The organism is Arthrobacter sp. B3I9, from assembly GCF_030816935.1.
Lineage (GTDB): Bacteria > Actinomycetota > Actinomycetes > Actinomycetales > Micrococcaceae > Arthrobacter.
Genome location: NZ_JAUSYO010000001.1, coordinates 1,984,942 through 2,002,780 on the forward strand (window position 1 = coordinate 1,984,942; position 17,839 = coordinate 2,002,780).

A 17,839-nucleotide genomic window follows, 5' to 3' on the forward strand; every position below is an offset into this window, starting at 1 on the left:
CCAGGAGACCCGATGTCAGCAGAACCCGCAGGCACTGAATTCGCCACGCTCGTTGCGGCAGTACTGGCACCGGTCCGTACACACATGGCTTTCGAATCATGTGTCGAACAACTGGGATCGGCCATCCAGCTCGGAGTCTTCCGCTCCGGCGAAAGGTTGCCGCCGGAGCGGGACCTAGCGGACACGATGCAGGTCTCACGTGCGACCCTACGCGAAGCAATTGCGGCCTTGCGGGCCGCCGGGTTCGTCCACACCACCCGTGGCCGCGGCGGCGGCACCTTTGTCGCACCGCGGGAGCAGAACTCCAAAACCCCGGACCTCACAGCAACATCTCGGACGAAGGCCGAAATGATGTCTCTGCTGGTTTTCCGCCAGGTCGTGGAACCCGGCTCCTGCTACATGGCCGCATCCCGGCAGACAACGGGCCAGGAGCAGGCACTGCTGCTGGCCTGTCTGGAGGAAGTCGAGAAGTCCACCGACCCCGAGGACTACCGCCAAGCCGACTCCAGGCTCCACCTGGCGTTTGCCACAGCAGCCGGATCCACCGAATTGAGCCAGGCCAGCGCATACCTTCAACTAACCATCCGTGAAGCCCTCGCAGAAATCCCGTTCCTCAGCAAAAACATCGAACACTCAAATGCGCAACACCGAGAGATCGTCCAGGCCATCCTCGACGGCGAGCCGAAGAGGGCCCGCGACGTCATGGAATCACACTGCGACGCGACCGCAGCGCTTCTGAAAGGACTACTGAAATGAGCCATGCCTCCATGACACAACCAACCACCCACCCCCGCAACGACCGCATGCTCACTGTAGAGCAGCTCAAGCAGCGGATCGAAAACGGCGAAACCGACACAGTTGTCCTCGCCTTCACCGACATGCAAGGGCGCCTGCAGGGAAAACTCATCCACGCACAGTTCTTCCTCGAATCCGTCCTCGAGCACGGCACCGAAGGCTGCAACTATCTCCTTGCGGTGGACACGGAAATGAACACCGTGGACGGCTACGACGTCACGTCCTGGGACACCGGATACGGCGATATGGTCTTTGACCTGGACCTGGATACGATCCGTGACCTTCCCTACCGTGACGGCTCCGTGATGATCCAGTGCGACCTCAGCACCACCGACGGTACGGAAGTTCCCATGTCCCCCCGGGCCATGCTGCGGCGCCAGGCACAGCGAGCAGCCGAGCGGGGATGGAAGGCGCTGGCCGGGACCGAACTTGAGTTCATGGTCTACAACAACACTTACGAACAGGCCTGGGACCTGGGATACAAGGGACTGGAGCCGGCCAACAAATACAACGTGGACTACTCAATTTTGGGATCCGGACGGGTCGAACCCCTGCTCCGGACCATCCGGAACACCATGTACCAGGCCGGCATGCTGGTTGAGTCCGCTAAGGGCGAATGCAACTTGGGCCAACATGAAATCGCGTTCAAGTATGACGAGGTCATCGTGACCGCTGACAACCACGCTGTCTACAAGACTGCCGCAAAGGAGATCGCCCACCAGATGGGCCAGGCGATCACGTTCATGGCCAAGCCGAACGAACGCGAGGGGAGCTCCTGCCATATCCACATGTCCCTCCGCGGCCTCGACGGCACGCTTGTCTTTTGGGACGATGAGAAGCAGGAACGCACCAAGATCTACGACCATTTCATCGCCGGCGTCCTGGCGACGATGCGGGAATTCACCCTTTTCTACGCCCCCAACGTGAACTCCTACAAACGCTTCGCCAAAGGCTCATTCGCGCCCACCTCCGTCGCGTGGGGCCTCGACAACAGAACATGTTCGGTCAGGCTGGTAGGCCACGGCCCGAGCGCCAGGATGGAAAACAGACTGCCCGGCGGTGACGTCAACCCCTACCTCGCACTGGCCGCCATGCTCGCCGGAGGCCTGTACGGAATCGACAATGAACTTGAACTCGAGCCCATCACCTCCGGCAACGCCTACACCTCCGGGGCGCCCACTGTTCCGGCCACGCTCCAGGACGCACGTGAGGCCCTCGCATCATCTTCCATCGCCAAGGAAGTATTCGGCGAAGAAGTCGTGCACCATTACTTGAACTACGCGGACGTCGAACTGGCAGCCTTCAACGGCGCAGTTACTGACTGGGAACTCCGGCGCGGCTTCGAAAGGCTCTAAAACTATGACCCGTTCATTCGGAACGCCGCCCCTCATTGGACTGACCACGTACTACCAGCCAGCCAGCTGGGGTGTCTGGCACACTGATGCTGCCATCGTTCCCGGGACTTACATTCAGTCGGTGTCAAAGGCCGGCGGCACTCCGGTCCTGCTACCTCCGGTCGGCACCGACGAGGCAGTCCTCGACATTCTCGACGGGCTGATCATCATCGGCGGTTCCGACGTCGCACCGTCCCGCTACGGAGCCGTTCCACACCCGGCCACGGCCAGCCAGGACCACCGAGACAGCCACGACCTTGCCCTCACGGCTGCCGCCCTGGAACGGGGCCTGCCGCTGTTCGCCATCTGCCGCGGCGCTCAGATCCTCAACGTGGCACGCGGCGGCACTCTCCTGCAGCACCTTCCTGACGAACTCGGGCATTCCGAATACCAGCCCGCGCCCGGGGTCTACGGGGATGTGTCATTTGAAACTGAGCCAGGGTCGCTTTGCCACCGGATCCTGGGCGCGGGAGCCACTGCGCCCGTCTACCACCACCAGGGTCTCGATGAGCTGGGCGCCGGACTCCGGGTTACCGCCCGGGCGACCGACGGGACCATTGAAGCCGTTGAGACCGACGACGACGGGTGGGCGGTCGGCGTCCAGTTCCACCCTGAACAAAACCAGTCCGACCTGCGGTTGTTCAAAGCCTTCGTCGATGCCGCCCGAAGCTACCGCCTGGAGCGTGCACGCACAGAGCAGACAGGAGCCACACTATGACATCCCTTACGACCGAGACCTACGGCGTCATCAATCCATCGACCGAAGAAGTTGTCCGGGAGGTCGAACTCTACGGAACGCCGGAAACGGACGAGGCTATCCAACGGGCAGCAGTGGCGTTCGAGACGTGGCGCCGGCTCAACCCGGCAGACCGCGCCGCCCTCCTTCGACGGTTCGCCGCCGCCGTCGACGCCGACCTTGAAAACCTCGCTAGGCTCGAAGTAGCAAATTCCGGGCACACCATTAGCAATGCCCGATGGGAAGCCGGCAACGTCAGGGACGTCCTGAACTACTACGCCGCCGCACCGGAGCGACACTTCGGCCGGCAGATACCCGTCGCCGGCGGCGTTAACATCACCTTCCACGAACCGCTCGGCGTCGTCGGCATCATCGTTCCCTGGAATTTCCCGATGCCGATTGCAGCCTGGGGATTCGCCCCTGCCCTGGCCGCCGGAAACACCGTGGTGCTCAAGCCTGCCGAACTTACCCCTCTGACCGCGCTCAGGCTCGGCGAGTTGGCTCTCGAAGCTGGAATCCCGCCCGGAGTGCTGCAGATCCTGCCAGGGAGCGGAAGCATCGTCGGCGAACGCTTTGTCACCCACCCGGCCGTCCGGAAGGTCGTCTTTACCGGATCGACCCGCGTAGGCCAGCACATCATGGCCGGCTGCGCCGAACAGGTCAAGCGGCTCACGCTGGAACTGGGCGGCAAGAGCGCCAACATCATTTTTGCCGACTCAGACCTCGAGCGGGCTGCGGCGGCCGCGCCCGGGGGAGTGTTCGACAACGCCGGGCAGGACTGCTGCGCACGCTCGAGAATCCTCGTCCAGCGAAATGTCTATGACGATTTCATGGCCCTGCTCGAGCCAGCAGTCAAAGCCGTCACCGTGGGGGATCCAGGCCTGGAGACGACCACCATGGGGCCTTTGATCTCAGCCAAGCAACGGCAAGCCGTGGCTGGTTACGTCCCCGCAGGCGCACCGATCGCCTTCCAGGGCACAGCCCCGGAAGGTCCCGGTTTCTGGTTCCCGCCGACCGTGCTCGCCGTGGACGACGCCAGGGACCGGGCTTTCCGGGAAGAAATCTTCGGACCCGTGGTCACCGTGACACCGTTCGACGACGAAGCCGATGCCATCCGCCTCGCCAACGACAGCGACTACGGGCTGTCCGGCTCCATCTGGACAGCGGATGTCGGGCGGGCCCTGCGTATGGCCCGGGCCGTGGACTCCGGCAACCTGTCCGTCAACTCGCATTCCTCAGTACGCTACTCGACTCCGTTCGGAGGCTTCAAGAAATCCGGTCTCGGTCGCGAACTGGGCCCCGACGCCCTGGACGCCTTCAGCGAAGTCAAAAACGTCTTCATCGCCACCTAGAACATCCGCACACCCCTCTACGCCACTAAGCGCGAACCAAGCGCCAACGAAAGGAACACCCCATGGCTGAACTCGAAGTTGTCTCAAACCGGCTCAAAAACCGCACCGCCGTGATCACCGGAGCCGCAAGCGGTATCGGCTTGGCCACTGCGAGGCGCCTTGCCGCCGAAGGAGCCCGCGTCATCGTCGCAGACATCGACCCCGCTTCCGGCAAAGACGCAGCCGAGCAGGTCGGCGGCACCTTTGTCCCCGTTAACGTCACCGACGAAGACGAGGTCAAGAATCTTTTCGCCCAGGCCAAAGAGATCTACGGCAGCGTCGACATCGCCTTCAACAATGCAGGAATCTCGCCGCCGGAGGACGCATCCATCCTCGACACCGGCATTGAGGCCTGGCGCAAAGTGCAGGAGGTCAACCTCACAAGCGTTTACTACTGCTGCAAATATGCCCTCCCCTACATGCTTGAACAGGGCAAGGGATCCATCATCAACACCGCTTCCTTCGTAGCCGTGATGGGGGCGGCAACATCGCAGATCTCCTACAGCGCCTCCAAGGGCGGGGTGCTGGCGATGAGTCGGGAACTGGGCGTGGAGTTTGCGCGCAGAGGCGTACGCGTCAACGCGCTATGCCCAGGCCCTGTGAACACGCCCCTGCTGAAAGAACTCTTCGCCAGCGACCCGGAACGCGCCGCCCGGCGTCTGGTCCACGTACCCCTAGGACGCTTTGCCGAACCCGAGGAAATGGCCGCCGCCGTCGCCTTCCTCGCGAGCGATGACTCCTCCTTCATGACCGCCTCTACTTTCCTCGTCGACGGCGGGATCTCCGGCGCCTACGTAACACCGCAATAGTCTCAATGCCCGTATGGTGGGGGTCGCTACCTGTAAAACGTCGGCCCCCACCGATGCCCTAGCACCACTTCTGCATCGATCGGGCGCTCTAGTCCTTCAGCGCAGGGCAAAAAGAGTCAAGTACTTTGGAATGGTCTCCTTCCTCGGGTGGGCGAGGAACCCGCGGAAACAAAAGAGGGCAACTACACGGGGTCGTCCAGATGGATCGGAATCGGCCGTTCCGGCACATTGACATCGACTCTGGATCGCCCTGCATCGAACGCTTCGGAGTCGACGGATAGGTTGCGCAACCATCTCGTGCAGGGACGCTACTAGCGAACTGTCGGCGGCGTGTGAAGGGCGGTAGGGGGCAGAAACCTAGCCACCGTCCTCTGGCAGCCGTGCAGACCACGGCCCTACCATGGAGCCATGCTGGACACCCGTACGGTGAGGGCCTTCGCCGACGGCTTCGGCGGCGAGGTGATCAGGCCCGGCGAGCCGAAGTACGACGCGGCGCGTGCGGTCTGGAACGGTCTAGTCGACCGCAGGCCGGGGCTCGTCGTACTGCCGGATGGTACGGCCGACGTCGTCGCTGCCCTGCGGTTCGCCCGCGAGCGTGACCTCCTGGTCGCCGTGCGCGGCGGCGGCCATAGCATCCCCGGATTCTCTACGTGCGACGACGGAATGGTCATCGACCTCTCGCGTATGCGCGGCGCGACGGTCGACCCCGAGCGGCGGACAGCTGTGTGCGCCGGCGGCGCGCTGCTGTCAGAGCTGGACGAGGCGGCACAATCAGTTGGTCTGGTATGCCCTGTCGGCGTGGTCTCCCACCTCGTGACGGCCGACGGCGGGATCGTCCGCGTTTCGGCGGATGAGAACCCCGACCTCTTCTGGGGTGTCCGTGGAGCCGGCGCGAACTTTGGCATCGCCGTGTCGTTCGAGTACGCCCTCCACGCGCTCGGCCATCCCGTCACACACGGAACAGTCGTCCACCCGATCGAGCGAGCCGGCGAGCTGGCGCAGCTCTTCGTTCAGATGGCCGAGACGGGCCCGGACGAGCTGTGGCTCGGCTTCTACGTCCGATTGGCGCTCCCGGTGGAGAACTTCCCGTCCGGGATCGGGGGCCGGCCGATAGCCGCCGTCTCGGTCCTACACTGTGGGCAGCCCCGCGAAGCCGAGCGGGATCTTGCACGGTTGAGTGCGTTCGGCCCGCCGGTTGCCGGATCGATTGAACCGAAACCGCACTTGACGGCACAGCGCCTCGGGGACGTGGCCGCGGCGTGGGGCCACCGCTTCTACATGAAAAGCGCATTCCTCCACAGCCTGCCGGAGGAGTTAGTCGACCAGGCAGTCCGGCACGCCCACGGGATTCCTCAGGGAGCCGAAGGCGAGTTTGGATTCTGGTCCGGGGGCCGTGCGATCGCCCAGGTACCGGAGGACGCGACACGACGGGCCCTGCCGTGAGTGGGCCCGCGCCGGAATGGCCGACGTCGGGCGGTTTGCCACCCAGGGCCGCTACGTCAATGACGTCGCGGAATTGCAAAGGGACGCACGCTCGATTTACGGAGACGGGAAGTACGAGCGGCTGGTCGGACTCAAACGCGCGTGGGACCCAGACAATGTCTTCAGGTTGAATCAGAACATCCGCCCGTAGCCGCGTTGTCGTCTGCTTCGAACCCAACCACCTTCATTGCTTTAGCCGAGCCCGGGACCATCGCCGAAAAGAGCATAGACACGCCATCCATCGGGGCCTCGAGGTCATCCGGCTCCGCACGGACATGGTCGACATCGAAATAGCTGGCAAGCCTTGGGCCTTACGAAAGATCCTCGACGCGAACCGCCAGGAAGAGGATATAAGCCGAGTCCGATTGCCAGCCGGGACGCAATGGTTAGGATGGGCCATGAGCACTCGGCAAGACAGCGAATCCCGCTTGCGTTCCCTGTTCTGGCGGCTGTGGGGATTGCCGTTTCCCTTGTACGGGCGTTGATGCCGGCCTCACGCACTGAACCATGGGAGTGGTCTTCTTCTTAGCCCTGTATGCGATTGTGTTGGTGGGCGCGTTGACGTACTTCGTGAAGTTCGTGCGGAAGCAGCGTGACGACTACCGGCGCGAACGCGGCAAAAGACCCGAAGCATCCGGAGGCCTGATTCATGTCGACTTCTGAGGGGCGCAAGGGAGTGGCCGCGAATGGCTCGTGGCTAGTGGAAGTTTACGGTCTGGTTCGCCGCAGCGCAGACCGTGGTCGGTGCACTGCTCGCTTTCGACAAGCTCTTGTCGGATGACCCCTTCCACGCCGGACCGTCGGGCGACGACTATAACCTCGGGACACTTCGGCGTCTATCGACAGCGGCCCATTGCGAACCAACACCACGGAGTCGGGGGCTACTTCACGGAAGCCCTACTTGGTCCGAACCACGTCCAGGAGAGCCGGCAGCCTCGTGACGCCGTCGTCCGCCATGAAGTGTCCTGCACCCGACTGGACCTGCAAACGTGGGCCCAGGCGCCTGGCGAGGTCATCGGATGCTTCGGGCGGCACGAACGGATCCGTGTCGGAGCGGAGCACTGTTCGTTCCCCAATGCTGGTTGCCACCCGTTCAACGTCAACGTCAGTTGCGAGAAAGCCATTGAGTTCCGGCAGTGCTTCCAGTGGGTCGGTGAAGCCGGCGACCAGCACGAGACCGCCCAGCTCCCAGGGCTCCGGCAGCGCCGCGAGGACCCGTAAGGCAGTGACCGCACCGAGAGAATGAGCCACAACTACCGTTGTCGCATCAGGTACTCCCAGTGCCGCGCCGACCGCGTCCTCCCATGCTGCCTTGTCAGGATCGTCCGGGTCGGGGAGAGGAACGACGGTGACTGCTATGCCGTCAGCTTCGAGGACGCTTTGAAGCCAAGGGAACCAGTTCGCGTCCGGAGACGATTCGTACCCGTGGACGACGACGACGCGCTGGACGGATTGAACCGGGACGTCGGTGGGTGTGGCGGTCATGGGCACAGACTCTATACGGTTTGCAGGTTCGTCAGTCATGAGAGCGACGACTGCCGACGTGCGACGGCGCACGGTCAGGCCGGTTCTGGTCAGGGAAAGCCAGTTCGACTCCTTACCTTGGCAGGTGGCCAAGGTGGCCTTTCTTTTTGTGGGGACGGCAGTCTTCGGCATCTGGGCTACTCGCTTTTCGTTGTGGCAGCGCGATGAATACTGGCGGGAACGCGGCAGAGACCCAAGCATCCCGAACGACTGTCGGGCACCCCCGCTGATTGAACCGGAACATCGGCCGATGCCCTCCGCTTCAGCTGTGCGTGCGGCGGCCAGGGGCAACAGAGCGTGAATTCGCCACCGACAACAAGTCCGTCGACTTCGTCCGGGCCCAGTCCGCCTTCGTCAAGAACGGCGCGAGCAACCTCTCCGTGACGCTCGACGGCCGATCACCGCAACCGAACACGATCCGCTTCGAGCAATCCTCCGTCTTCAGCTTGAACCTGCCTGCCGACAACCTCTTTGCTGCGCCGGCAGGATTCCTGAACCCCTGCGCGGACTCCGGATACTTTGCGCTCGTCAAGAACCTGCTCCCCGGCTCCCACGTTCTGAAATTCAGTGGCACCCTGACGCAGCCCGGCCAAGCGCCGTCAACCATCACGGCAACGTACTACCTCACGGTCACCAAGTAGCTACCTGCGCCCGACGGGTGGTCGCAATGCACTTCCGCTCGTACAACAGCAGCCAGCCCAAAGCCAGAGGAGTTCAAGCCTTTTCTGATGATTCAGGGAGGGCAGACGTCTCTGCCGAAAGCCGGCACCTTCCCCGCTTCCTTCCGGTGCGCCAGCCCGGCACAGCTTCCTGAACAGCGGTCTTCCTGGCTTCCACGCGGCGGTGCCTGCCTCTACCGCAGGGGCTCAGGTAGTGTCAGTCAGCCAGGGGGATACCCGGTGCCGACACCGGAACTGTCGAGATCTCCGACCCGGCTAGTGTGCCGTTCCCGGACGCAGAAAACCCCGCCCGCGGCAGCGGGTGCCGAGGGCGGGGCTTTGGTCGGTCCTAGCCTTTGCGGCCGGGCAAAACGAGGAGTGCGTCCCCCACCGGGCGTTCAGCGGTCGCGTCGGACGGTGAATTCACGACCTGGCCGCCCTGGACCATGGTCGTTGATCCTCCGCCGTCGAGGTTGATCGCGTTGACCATACCCAGTGAGCGGGCCACGTCCGCAGCTTCTTTGATGCTCAGTCCGAGCGACGTCGTCTGGCGCCCGTCGGCTGTGACCAGGAGGGTGCGGCCCTGGGCGTCAACGCCTGCAAAGGTGCGGGGGTTGCGCTTGTGCACCCACCCGTAGAAGAAGGAGTTGCTGTCGCCGGCGCGGACCATGCCGTCGCGCTTGGCCGTCACGTTGAGTTCCCCGTTTTGGACGAGGGTCGGTCCGCCGTTGACGACGTCCGTGGTGGCGCTGGTCTTGAGGGGTTTTCCGCCCTCGTTGAGGAGGTCTGTGTCGATCTTCAGCTTGGAGCCGGGTTTCGCCAGGGCCGCGAGCTTGTCGACGTCGGTTCCGATTGCCTGCAGGGTGTGGCCGCCGGCCGGGACGGCGGTGCCCCGGGTGCTGTTGACGGCGGTGACCGTGCCGTGGGCGTCGAGGACGGCTTCGAGTCCGGGACCTGACGGTGTCGAGGCGCCGAACTCGGGGGTGAAGGTGACGATCTCGTTCGCGTCGGTGCAGGTGAAGTCGTGCAGCGGCAGGTTCGTCGGGGTGTCGTCGGTGCCGCCGCAGTTGCGGATGAGGCCGGGCACGCGGTTCAAGCCGTCCAGAGGGAGCGCTGCTGTGTTGCCGGGGGCGGTGACCGTGCCGTGCCAGTGCAGGCGCTGGATGGAGGTCTCGTTCTTGGCTCCGATGACGAGGGAGGGCCGGTCCCCAACGGGCTCGCTGAGGACCTTGCCGTCGTGCACTGCCGCGCCGGCGGGATCGCCCTCGGCCCCGGCGCCGGGGTCCATAACGAAGTAGCCGCCGTTGGTGGCAGCGAGGGCGCCCGAGCCCGCCGCAAGCTGGCTGGTCTTTTCCCGGTCCTCAAGGTTGGGGCCGAAGGAGGAGGTTAGGTCACCGCGGAATTCTTTGGGGTCGATCGTGAGGACTTCCAGCTTCCACGGGCCGTGATCGTTCTCGCTGGAGCCTTCGTCACCGTCCCATCCCGTGTAGATCACCGAGGATTTGTAACCGGCCGCCTGGATTTGGGCGACGGTCGTTCCCCCATCGGCTTTGGCCGTGAAGTGTCCGGCACGCACGCGGTAGCCGAGATCCCCTCCGGCGTCGGCCAGCTGCGGCGACTGGACATGTTCGACGCGGGCAACAACGCCTGCGGCGTTGAGCTTGTCGGCGACCTTCTGTGCCTGTGCCTGGGGGGACAGGGCTGACGCCGGCGCGTCCGGATCGGGCGATGTGGACGGAACGGCAACCTCAGCGGTCCAGAAGAAGTCCTGGTTGGGGGTTCCCCGGGTGATGGATGTCCGGGTCAGGCCGGGGGCCAACGTGGTGACGGTGCGGGACTCCGGGAGGTCGGGAGAGCCCAGGTCGAGTTTGGCTGACGGGTCCGGGGTGACGGCAGCAGCCTGGAGTGCAGTGTCCGGTGCCGCCGAGGCGCCGGCGGGGGCAAGGAAGGCAACAGGCAGGGCAACGGCCAGGGCGGTGATGGAAGCCCTGGGGAAACGATGATTGGGTGTGATCATGACCGCGACGCTACGGCGCCCGGGGAAGCGGGTCCCAACCCACACGCCGCAGTTCACAGTGTCTTCGCTATATGTTCACCGCAGGTCCACGCTTGCTCCTGTGTCGTTCGTGCACCCGCACCATCGGTGCCTCACAGACTCTAGCTTGATAAGGAACTTCCCCGAGGGCCTGTTTTGCAAAGGCCGCGTCCTCGAGGAACTCTCACCGTAGCAATACAAGACAGACCACAAGAAGGGCAGTTGCACGGACAGATTCAAAGTCGGTGCAACTGCCCTATGTAGGTTGGTGACACGCTGGGACCGGCACCCATCGCCTGTCTGGCCACACCGCGCTCATGTGGTTCGACCACGCCCATAGAATCACGGCGATCTCTGCCCAGTCATCTCCCGCCGATCTTGAACAGTGCGTAGTCCACGACATGACGAGAACTGGACGGGCACCAAGCCGCATTGATCAGGGTCGCCGTATCCAGGTATTCCGCATAGGCGCTCGAAGGCCAGCGTCCGGACACGGGTGGCCAGCCCAGTGCTTTGGCCACCCCGGCGTCAAGAATAAGCGGAGGGCACCGGTCGTACTGTTCCGGGTCGTCGTAGGCGGCGAAGTAGAGCCACTTGGTGAAAAAGGCGGGCCCGAGGCCCTTCATGCACCCACGATGCGCGGCTCACGTTGCAGGTTCAGTCCTGCACGATTTCCGTCGGGCGGTCCACAGGTCCGACGGCGGCATGCGGCCATCATTATCTGTTATCAGGCACCCGCAAGGTGCCTGAAGGAAGAAGGCCTGTAAGCGAGCGTTGTTGGGCTGGCGGCGCCAGTTATGAGCGGGTCTGGAGGTAGTGCAGAATCTCCCGGGCGGTTTCCTCCGGGGCGCTGACGTGGGGGCAGTGTCCGGTGGCCCGAAGCTGCACCAGGGTGCTGTGTTCCAGATTCTTGTGCAGGTAGGCGCCCACTACCGGCGGGGCAAGCCGATCGTCGGAACACTGCAGAATCAGGCAGCTGGTGCGCACCTTTTTCAGTTCAGGGCGGGTGTCGGAAAAGAAAGTTACCCCGGCGAAGTGCCGCGCGATGGACGGATTTGTCCGGCAGAAGCTGAGGCGCAGGTCCTCCGCCAATTCCGGCTCCTGCGGGTTGCCCATAACCACGGGCGCCAAGGCCGCGGCCCAGGCGAAATAGTTGCTGTCCAGAGATACCAGCAGGGCCTCGATGTCTTCCCGCGAAAACCCGCCCACATAGCCGTCGTACGGGTCATCCGTATGACGGGGTGTAGGAGCAAGCAGGACCAGGTGGGAGAAACGGTCGGGGTCCCGCACTGCCGCGATCACGGCGATCATCGTGCTGACACTGTGGCCCACCAGGATGACGTCCTCAAGTTCAAGGGCGGCACAAATCTCCAGCAGGTCGGACGCATACCCATCCAGGGACCCGTACTTGTCCCAATCGTAGGCGCTGATATCGGAGAGTCCTGCACCAACATGATCAAAAAGCACCAGCCGGTAGTCATCAACGAAATAGGGCAGCAGCTTCCGCCACATGGCCTGGTCGCAGCCAAAACCGTGGGCAAACATCACCACCTGTCCATCATCCCGGCCAGAGATGGTGACATTGTTCCGACGGATAACCGCCGCAACTGCCTCACTTGATGCTTTGACCATACCCTCACTGTTCCCCTTGACGTAGGGTCGCGTCCCGTCCCAGATACTATTATCGCAAAATAGAGAATCCCAGACCGTCGGTGATCCTCAGAAACCTCCCCGCAGCCGCTTCAGCCGCACACTCCGTCGAGGCGAAGAACTTCAGGACGGCTTTGGCATCGCGTCGCAGTTCCAGCGGTACGCCCAACGTGCTCCGGCAGCCTGCGGCGGCAAGGCTGCCGCTGTACTGTGGCGCCGCAGGGGGTGCGTGACCGACTACGCGACCCGCCGCAGCGCGACGACCGTGATGTCATCGTCCTGTTCACCCGTCTGCGCCAGGGCCCGGAAGGCGCTCGTCAGTGCCGAGGGTGCGGGATGTCGGCTGACCAGTTCCGCTACCTCATCGAGTGCTTTCAAGGTGCCGTCGTAGAGGTCGAGGACCCCGTCGGTGAAGGAAACCAGCACGTCTCCCTGGTTGAGGGTGGTCGCGCCTGTCTGCCAGCTGCCCGGTCCGCCCAGACCGAGGGGCAGGCCTTTTGCCCGCAACTGGCGGTAGCTGCCGTCGGGTGCCACCACCAAGGTCAGGCCGTGTCCAGCGTCGGCGTAGAGCAACTCTCCGGTTTGTAGGTCCAGTTGCGCCTGGAAGGCCGTGGCGAAGATTCCCGTGACATTCAAGTCGTGCTCCAGGTCCCGGGCCACCTGATCGAAGGCTGCAGCCGGCTCCCTGCTGCCCGCGGAATGAACCGCTGCCCGGACAGTGGCGGCCATCAGTGCCGCTGCTGTCCCTTTGCCCATGACGTCGGCCAGGGTCAAGTCAAGGGTCCCGCTGCTTTCTTTCCAGGTGTAGAAGTCGCCGCCCACCCTCCGGGCCGGAAGGCAGAGACCTGCGACTTCATACGAGGGAGCTCCGGGGCTGGATGCCGGCAGGAGGGCCTGCTGGACGTCATGGGCGCGGTCCAGATCCATGGAATCGCGAAGCTCCCCCTCCGCCCAGGCCCCGAGCTCATCAAGCATCCGCCGGTCGTCGAGGCTAAGCTCGCGTGTCTTCGTGTCGAAGAGACAAAGAGTCCCCACGAGGTGCCCGCCACTGATACTCAAGGGGCGCCCGGCGTAGAAGCGCACGCCTTTGCCGCCGCTGACATCCGGTTTGGACGCGAAGCGGGGGTCAGCGGCGGCGTCCTCGACGACGAGCAGGTCCGGGCTGGATATTGCGACGTCGCAGAACGTGTCGGACCGCTTCATGGTCCTCGAGCCGGGGCCGGTACGCGACTTGATGAACAGCTCTTCCTCGTCAAGAAGGTTAACTGCAGCGACCGGGACGTCGAACAGTTCGCGCGCGATCCGGGTAATCCTGTCGAACCGCTCTTCCGGAGCGGTACCCATCAGCTCCAGGGAGTGCAGTGCACGAACTCGAGCCCGCTCCCCGTCGGCTTCTGCTGTCGATACGTCCTTCATGTTCCTGGTCCTCGTCTAATAGACCCTGCTGCTGCGATGCCCCGTACCGGGGTCACCGTGTTCAACGGGCACACGGGTCTGTTGCCCCACCAATAGGAAGTTGCCTGATCATCGTATGTGCGCGAGACCGCAACCGCTGAAGACGCAGTCGAAGTGAGGAGCTGGGGAAGAATAGCAGGGGGCGTCAGGTACGGTGTTCGGGCTGGTTGTGGCGGCGGTCTTCTCGTCTGTGGCGTGGGCGAGGGGGCCCTGTTTCGTGGGGATGGTGGCCGGCTGTCGCAAGTGCTCTCCAAAATGAAGCGTTGCCGGGGCCCTATCTACGACACTCTTCCCGGCCGAAGGGGAGCCGGTTATCAGGTCCGCCCGCTGGTGGTAGTCAGTTGCCGGGTGCGCAGGCCTGGGATGGCCCGTAGTGCAGCCAGTTTGGCATGGCACTTTTGAAGGCCTCACGGACGGCTGGCGTGTTGGTGACCGTCCAGTCCACCCTTCCCTTAACCTCCGCTTCGTTTTTGTCCCACTCGAACCAGTTGATCATCTTGAGTTGTGGAAACCGTGTGGCCGTTGCGGGGTCGAAGAGTTGGCTCCACCAGACCTGCTTCATCGCCAGTTCACTTTCACCACCGGCGTCGGGGGCGAAAAGAGCGGCGGTTTCCGGGATTGCAACGGGTTTGTTGTGTGTCTCACCGTAGATTTGATAGAAGTCCGGGAGCAGGCTGTCGTTCCCATTGGCGCCGACGTAGTTGCCCGTGAGTTGATTGGCGAACTTGCCCTGCTCGGGCAGTTCGTTGTCGCCCCAGGGGTATTTTGAGCCCCAGTGGTAGAGGGACATTCCTACCCAGTCCACCGCGTCATCTCTTGGGTAGTAAGGAGCGTAAGGGTCATCGTTCATGGTCAGGGCGCCGTCCGCGTCCGTGTCTAAAAGGGTGAACTCGGGGGAGCCGGGTTTAGCTTCGTACTGGCCGCCCGCAAATGGGTATCCGCCCCCGTAGTTTGGCGCCCACATCGTTGCCGAGCCGGGCGCTCGGGTGTGTATTGCATCGGCTATGGTCCGGAAGGAACTGATGTAAAGCTCTGGTTGCTGCGACCAGGGGTACCAGGAGCCGTTCATTTCGTGTGCGAACCGGACTATTACGGGGACGCCGTCGGCGTTGAACTTTGAAAGATCTGTTGCAAGGTCGGCGGCGGATTGGGCAGTAACGGATGTCAGGCCGTTGGTCGGCTCCAAGGTCAGCAGCATGATCAGTCCGCTGGTCCGGATCTGCTCTACGGCCCTTTGGAGGTCGGTTTTTTCTTGGTCCGTGTAGGGGAAACTGGTGAAAGAAACGGTGACCGCGGGTTTGTGTCCCAGATCCGCAGCGTAGGCAGCAAGGGGTTTATTGTGCCAGTCAAGGTTCACCCCGAACAAGGCACCGCTTGCTGGCACGAGTTCACTCCTGTCGGGCAGGTGGCAGGCAGGAGCAGGCGATGCGGTTTGGGCTGCTGCGCTCTTTTGATCTCGCGCGCGCTTCGAGAGGTCCGAGTAAATTCCGCCGCCGCCAATCCCGGCCGCAACTAAAGCGGCAACTGCCGCAAGAACGATAGCGTTACGGGCCTCCGGATCAATTTTCCGCTGAATGTTGCTGCTCCCCATACGTTTTTCCCCTGACATACGCCCACTGACTTATTTGATCTATTGCTGCAGCAATCCTAATTCTCAAATCGGTGCCGCATTTCATCCTCTGACGGCGCCTCCCTCCTGAAGGGGTTGGTCTATGGGCAGCAATCATCAACGACGGACATCGGCAGACCGCCGTTGTGTATCGAAGGTGTGATGCTGTCCAGCTGCCAGCCCTGCGCGGCTGCCTTGAAGGTCGCGGTCTGCGGCAACGAGTAGCTCTCCGGGACGTCGCTGGGTCCATGCGCGGCCGATGCTTGGTATAGCGCCGTCATCTCCTTGAAGTGGACCGACGCTGCCGGGCCGTCCACGTGGACAGACTCCACGGTCACGGTCGTCGAAAAGGATGTGTACCAGAAACCGTGTGACTTGAATCCGGCCTTCGACCGTGCGACCACCGGTAGGTCCCGCACGTGCTTGGCCCGGTAGGCCGGCGTCGTCTGCCCATCGGGCAAGCGCGGGGCCGGTGGAGTATCGAGGACAGTTCCGTTGCGGTCCTCGACTGCCGCCTGGATGACGGCACCGAACTCAGATGAGGACGGAGTGCCCGCCGCTGCGCTGGCCGCCGGCGCCGGCGATTCGGTGGGAAGCTGCCCCGGGTTCGGCTGGCATCCTGAAAGGGCGATCCCGAGAAGCGACACAAGAACGATGACCGACATACGCAGGCGTTTCATTGACCCCCATTAGGTGTTGCCTCAAAAGCCTGCGGTGCGGGACCGAGATCGTCAATAAGTACGTTCGGCCCAGGTGAGCGGACCTGCAGGGCCATCTGTTCTCAGCCAGCCGGCACCGGCACGGGTTTGAACCGGAACGGTCCGCCGCATCCGGGCCCGTCCGGGTGCTCCCCGGTTGGCTCCGTCTCGATGGGCAAGACGCGTGCCATGCGGGCACCGGAAGCGCCAACCGCCTCCACGTAGATTGACGTGACACTTACGGGCGGCACCAGGTACGGCGCGGACTGCGGCACCAGCCATCGACCGTCTGGGCTCTTGGTCACGGCGGCCGGCGTGCAGCCCTCTCCGAAGCAGGCAGCAACCAACTGGGGCTCGTGGGCAAACACCAGTTCCACATCGCCCGTGTAGCCGTACCCGACCGCAGGGCAGACAGTGCTGCTGGATCCGCAGCTCGCCAGGGCGACGCTGACCACGACGATCAGCATCCCAAGCATGGACAGAAACAGGCCCTTGCGCTGCATGCTGCGATCCTAGCCCAGCAGCACTGCTTCAGACAGGAACGCCTGACGCCAACCTGACACTCCAGTTGTCAGCCGCGTCCCGGGGTGACACTGCCAGGGCCCGCGGCATCGGCTGGCCGGTCAGTGCGAAGCCTGGTTGGCCCAGCCTGCCGGCTCGAGCGCGGCTGCGGCAGCCCGTTCCGGCGCCAGGGAACTGTCCCAGCGCGCAGCATCCAGGCGGGTGCCGGTGATGTCCGCGGAGGCCTCCGAGGCCAGCCAGAGCAGCGGCTCGACCATCACTTCCGGCCGCAGCAATTGGCGGCGCACCGCCTCGGATACGCCGTCGGGGATCATGCCGGTATCGGTGGCGCCGCCGGGCAGCAGGCCGTTGACGGTGACGCCGGATCCGGCCAGGTCCTGGGCCCAGATCACGGTTTCGGACTCGAGCGCGGCCTTGGATGGGCCGTATGGCGAAAAGCCGGCGCGGCGCATGGTGTCATGGTTCATCGTGATATTGATGATGCGGCCCCAGCGCTGGCGCAACATGGGCGGCACGGCCGCCCTGGCCATCAGGAACGGACCGTTGACGTTGGTATCGACGATCGTCCGCCAGGTGTCGGTGTCGACCTCCCAGAACCGCGTCGGTTCGGTCAGGAAGGCCGGGCTCACATATTTCATGCCGCGACCGGCGTTGTTAACCAGGATGTGAAGCCCGCCGAAGGCAGCGATTGCTTCATCGACCAGGCGCCGGCAATCGGCTTCCTGGGTTACGTCCGCCTGCAGCGCCAGCACGCGGCGCTCGCCGAGCATCGCGTTGATGTCATCAGCAACCTTGCCGATCTCGTCCGCCTGGCGCGCGGCCGAGATGACGACGCTGGCGCCGGCGCGGGTCAGGCCGAGTGTCATCGCATGCCCGAGTCCGCGTCCGCCGCCGGTGACGATGGCGACCTTGCCCTTCAACGATGCCGTTTTCATTCCTGCCTCCTTGGATTCACTGTCGCGCCTGGCCAGCGGGGCTTATCGTACATCCCGGACGGACCGCCTTCCACGGATCTAGGGGCCCGTGCAGCTGCCTGAAGCAGTACGATCGGGCCACACGCGGGTTACCCGTGCTACCCCC

General features: G+C 63.7%; 17 protein-coding genes. 8 read left to right on the plus strand and 9 right to left on the minus strand.

Annotation, left to right across the window (positions count from 1 at the left end; all coding sequences use genetic code 11):
- The first annotated feature begins 12 nt into the window (after nt 1–12).
- From QFZ65_RS09310 to QFZ65_RS19095, 7 genes are all read left to right on the plus strand, one after another.
- Entirely contained in the window at nt 13–756 is a 744-nt protein-coding gene (locus QFZ65_RS09310; RefSeq protein WP_306909833.1) for a FadR/GntR family transcriptional regulator, read from the plus strand.
- An 11-nt stretch (nt 757–767) separates the two neighbouring features.
- Nucleotides 768–2,150 carry a glutamine synthetase family protein gene (locus tag QFZ65_RS09315; RefSeq protein ID WP_306909834.1) on the plus strand — a complete coding sequence of 461 codons (1,383 nt, stop codon included), beginning with the start codon at nt 768–770 and terminating at the stop codon, nt 2,148–2,150.
- 4 nt (nt 2,151–2,154) lie between these two features.
- Nucleotides 2,155–2,907 carry a gamma-glutamyl-gamma-aminobutyrate hydrolase family protein gene (locus QFZ65_RS09320; RefSeq protein ID WP_306909835.1) on the plus strand — a complete coding sequence of 251 codons (753 nt, stop codon included), beginning with the start codon at nt 2,155–2,157 and terminating at the stop codon, nt 2,905–2,907.
- On the plus strand, nt 2,904–4,277 hold the full coding sequence (locus QFZ65_RS09325; RefSeq protein ID WP_306909836.1) for an aldehyde dehydrogenase: 1,374 nt from the start codon (nt 2,904–2,906) through the stop codon (nt 4,275–4,277). The genes QFZ65_RS09320 and QFZ65_RS09325 overlap by 4 nt, the downstream gene beginning before the upstream one ends.
- 62 nt (nt 4,278–4,339) lie before the next feature.
- Complete coding sequence (locus QFZ65_RS09330) at nt 4,340–5,125, plus strand: 3-oxoacyl-ACP reductase (protein WP_306909837.1); 786 nt, start codon at nt 4,340–4,342, stop codon at nt 5,123–5,125.
- A 408-nt stretch (nt 5,126–5,533) separates the two neighbouring features.
- The gene (locus tag QFZ65_RS09335; RefSeq protein WP_306909838.1) at nt 5,534–6,568 is read left to right on the plus strand and encodes an FAD-binding oxidoreductase; all 1,035 of its coding nucleotides are present in this window, start codon (nt 5,534–5,536) and stop codon (nt 6,566–6,568) included.
- Between the two features lie 16 nt (nt 6,569–6,584).
- The gene (locus tag QFZ65_RS19095; RefSeq protein ID WP_373427575.1) at nt 6,585–6,758 is read left to right on the plus strand and encodes a BBE domain-containing protein; all 174 of its coding nucleotides are present in this window, start codon (nt 6,585–6,587) and stop codon (nt 6,756–6,758) included.
- A gap of 746 nt (nt 6,759–7,504) precedes the next feature.
- On the opposite strand, the gene QFZ65_RS09340 is transcribed toward QFZ65_RS19095, so the two are convergent.
- Entirely contained in the window at nt 7,505–8,092 is a 588-nt protein-coding gene (locus QFZ65_RS09340) for an alpha/beta hydrolase (protein ID WP_306909839.1), read from the minus strand.
- 311 nt (nt 8,093–8,403) lie between these two features.
- On the opposite strand from QFZ65_RS09340, the gene QFZ65_RS09345 reads away from it, so the two are divergent.
- Nucleotides 8,404–8,772, plus strand: a complete 369-nt coding sequence (locus QFZ65_RS09345; RefSeq protein WP_306909840.1) for a hypothetical protein — start codon at nt 8,404–8,406, stop codon at nt 8,770–8,772.
- Between the two features lie 367 nt (nt 8,773–9,139).
- Here the strand turns inward: QFZ65_RS09345 and QFZ65_RS09350 are convergent, their stop codons facing one another.
- From QFZ65_RS09350 to QFZ65_RS09385, 8 genes are all read right to left on the minus strand, one after another.
- Nucleotides 9,140–10,807, minus strand: a complete 1,668-nt coding sequence (locus QFZ65_RS09350) for a phosphodiester glycosidase family protein (RefSeq protein ID WP_306909841.1) — start codon at nt 10,805–10,807, stop codon at nt 9,140–9,142.
- A gap of 380 nt (nt 10,808–11,187) precedes the next feature.
- Nucleotides 11,188–11,451, minus strand: a complete 264-nt coding sequence (locus QFZ65_RS09355) for a hypothetical protein (RefSeq protein ID WP_306909842.1) — start codon at nt 11,449–11,451, stop codon at nt 11,188–11,190.
- Nucleotides 11,452–11,620: 169 nt separating this feature from the next.
- Nucleotides 11,621–12,457: an alpha/beta fold hydrolase gene (locus tag QFZ65_RS09360; protein WP_306909843.1), complete on the minus strand. Its 837-nt coding sequence runs from the start codon at nt 12,455–12,457 to the stop codon at nt 11,621–11,623.
- Between the two features lie 255 nt (nt 12,458–12,712).
- Nucleotides 12,713–13,891 (minus strand): PP2C family protein-serine/threonine phosphatase, encoded by a 1,179-nt coding sequence (locus QFZ65_RS09365; RefSeq protein WP_306909844.1) that lies wholly within the window; start codon nt 13,889–13,891, stop codon nt 12,713–12,715.
- A 376-nt stretch (nt 13,892–14,267) separates the two neighbouring features.
- Complete coding sequence (locus tag QFZ65_RS09370) at nt 14,268–15,521, minus strand: glycoside hydrolase family 26 protein (protein ID WP_306909845.1); 1,254 nt, start codon at nt 15,519–15,521, stop codon at nt 14,268–14,270.
- 119 nt (nt 15,522–15,640) lie between these two features.
- Nucleotides 15,641–16,204 (minus strand): hypothetical protein, encoded by a 564-nt coding sequence (locus tag QFZ65_RS09375; RefSeq protein ID WP_306909846.1) that lies wholly within the window; start codon nt 16,202–16,204, stop codon nt 15,641–15,643.
- Nucleotides 16,205–16,320: 116 nt separating this feature from the next.
- Nucleotides 16,321–16,740: a hypothetical protein gene (locus tag QFZ65_RS09380; protein WP_306909847.1), complete on the minus strand. Its 420-nt coding sequence runs from the start codon at nt 16,738–16,740 to the stop codon at nt 16,321–16,323.
- Nucleotides 16,741–16,860: 120 nt separating this feature from the next.
- Nucleotides 16,861–17,694, minus strand: coding sequence for an SDR family NAD(P)-dependent oxidoreductase (locus QFZ65_RS09385; protein WP_306909848.1), 834 nt, complete (start codon nt 17,692–17,694; stop codon nt 16,861–16,863).
- Nucleotides 17,695–17,839: the final 145 nt, after the last annotated feature.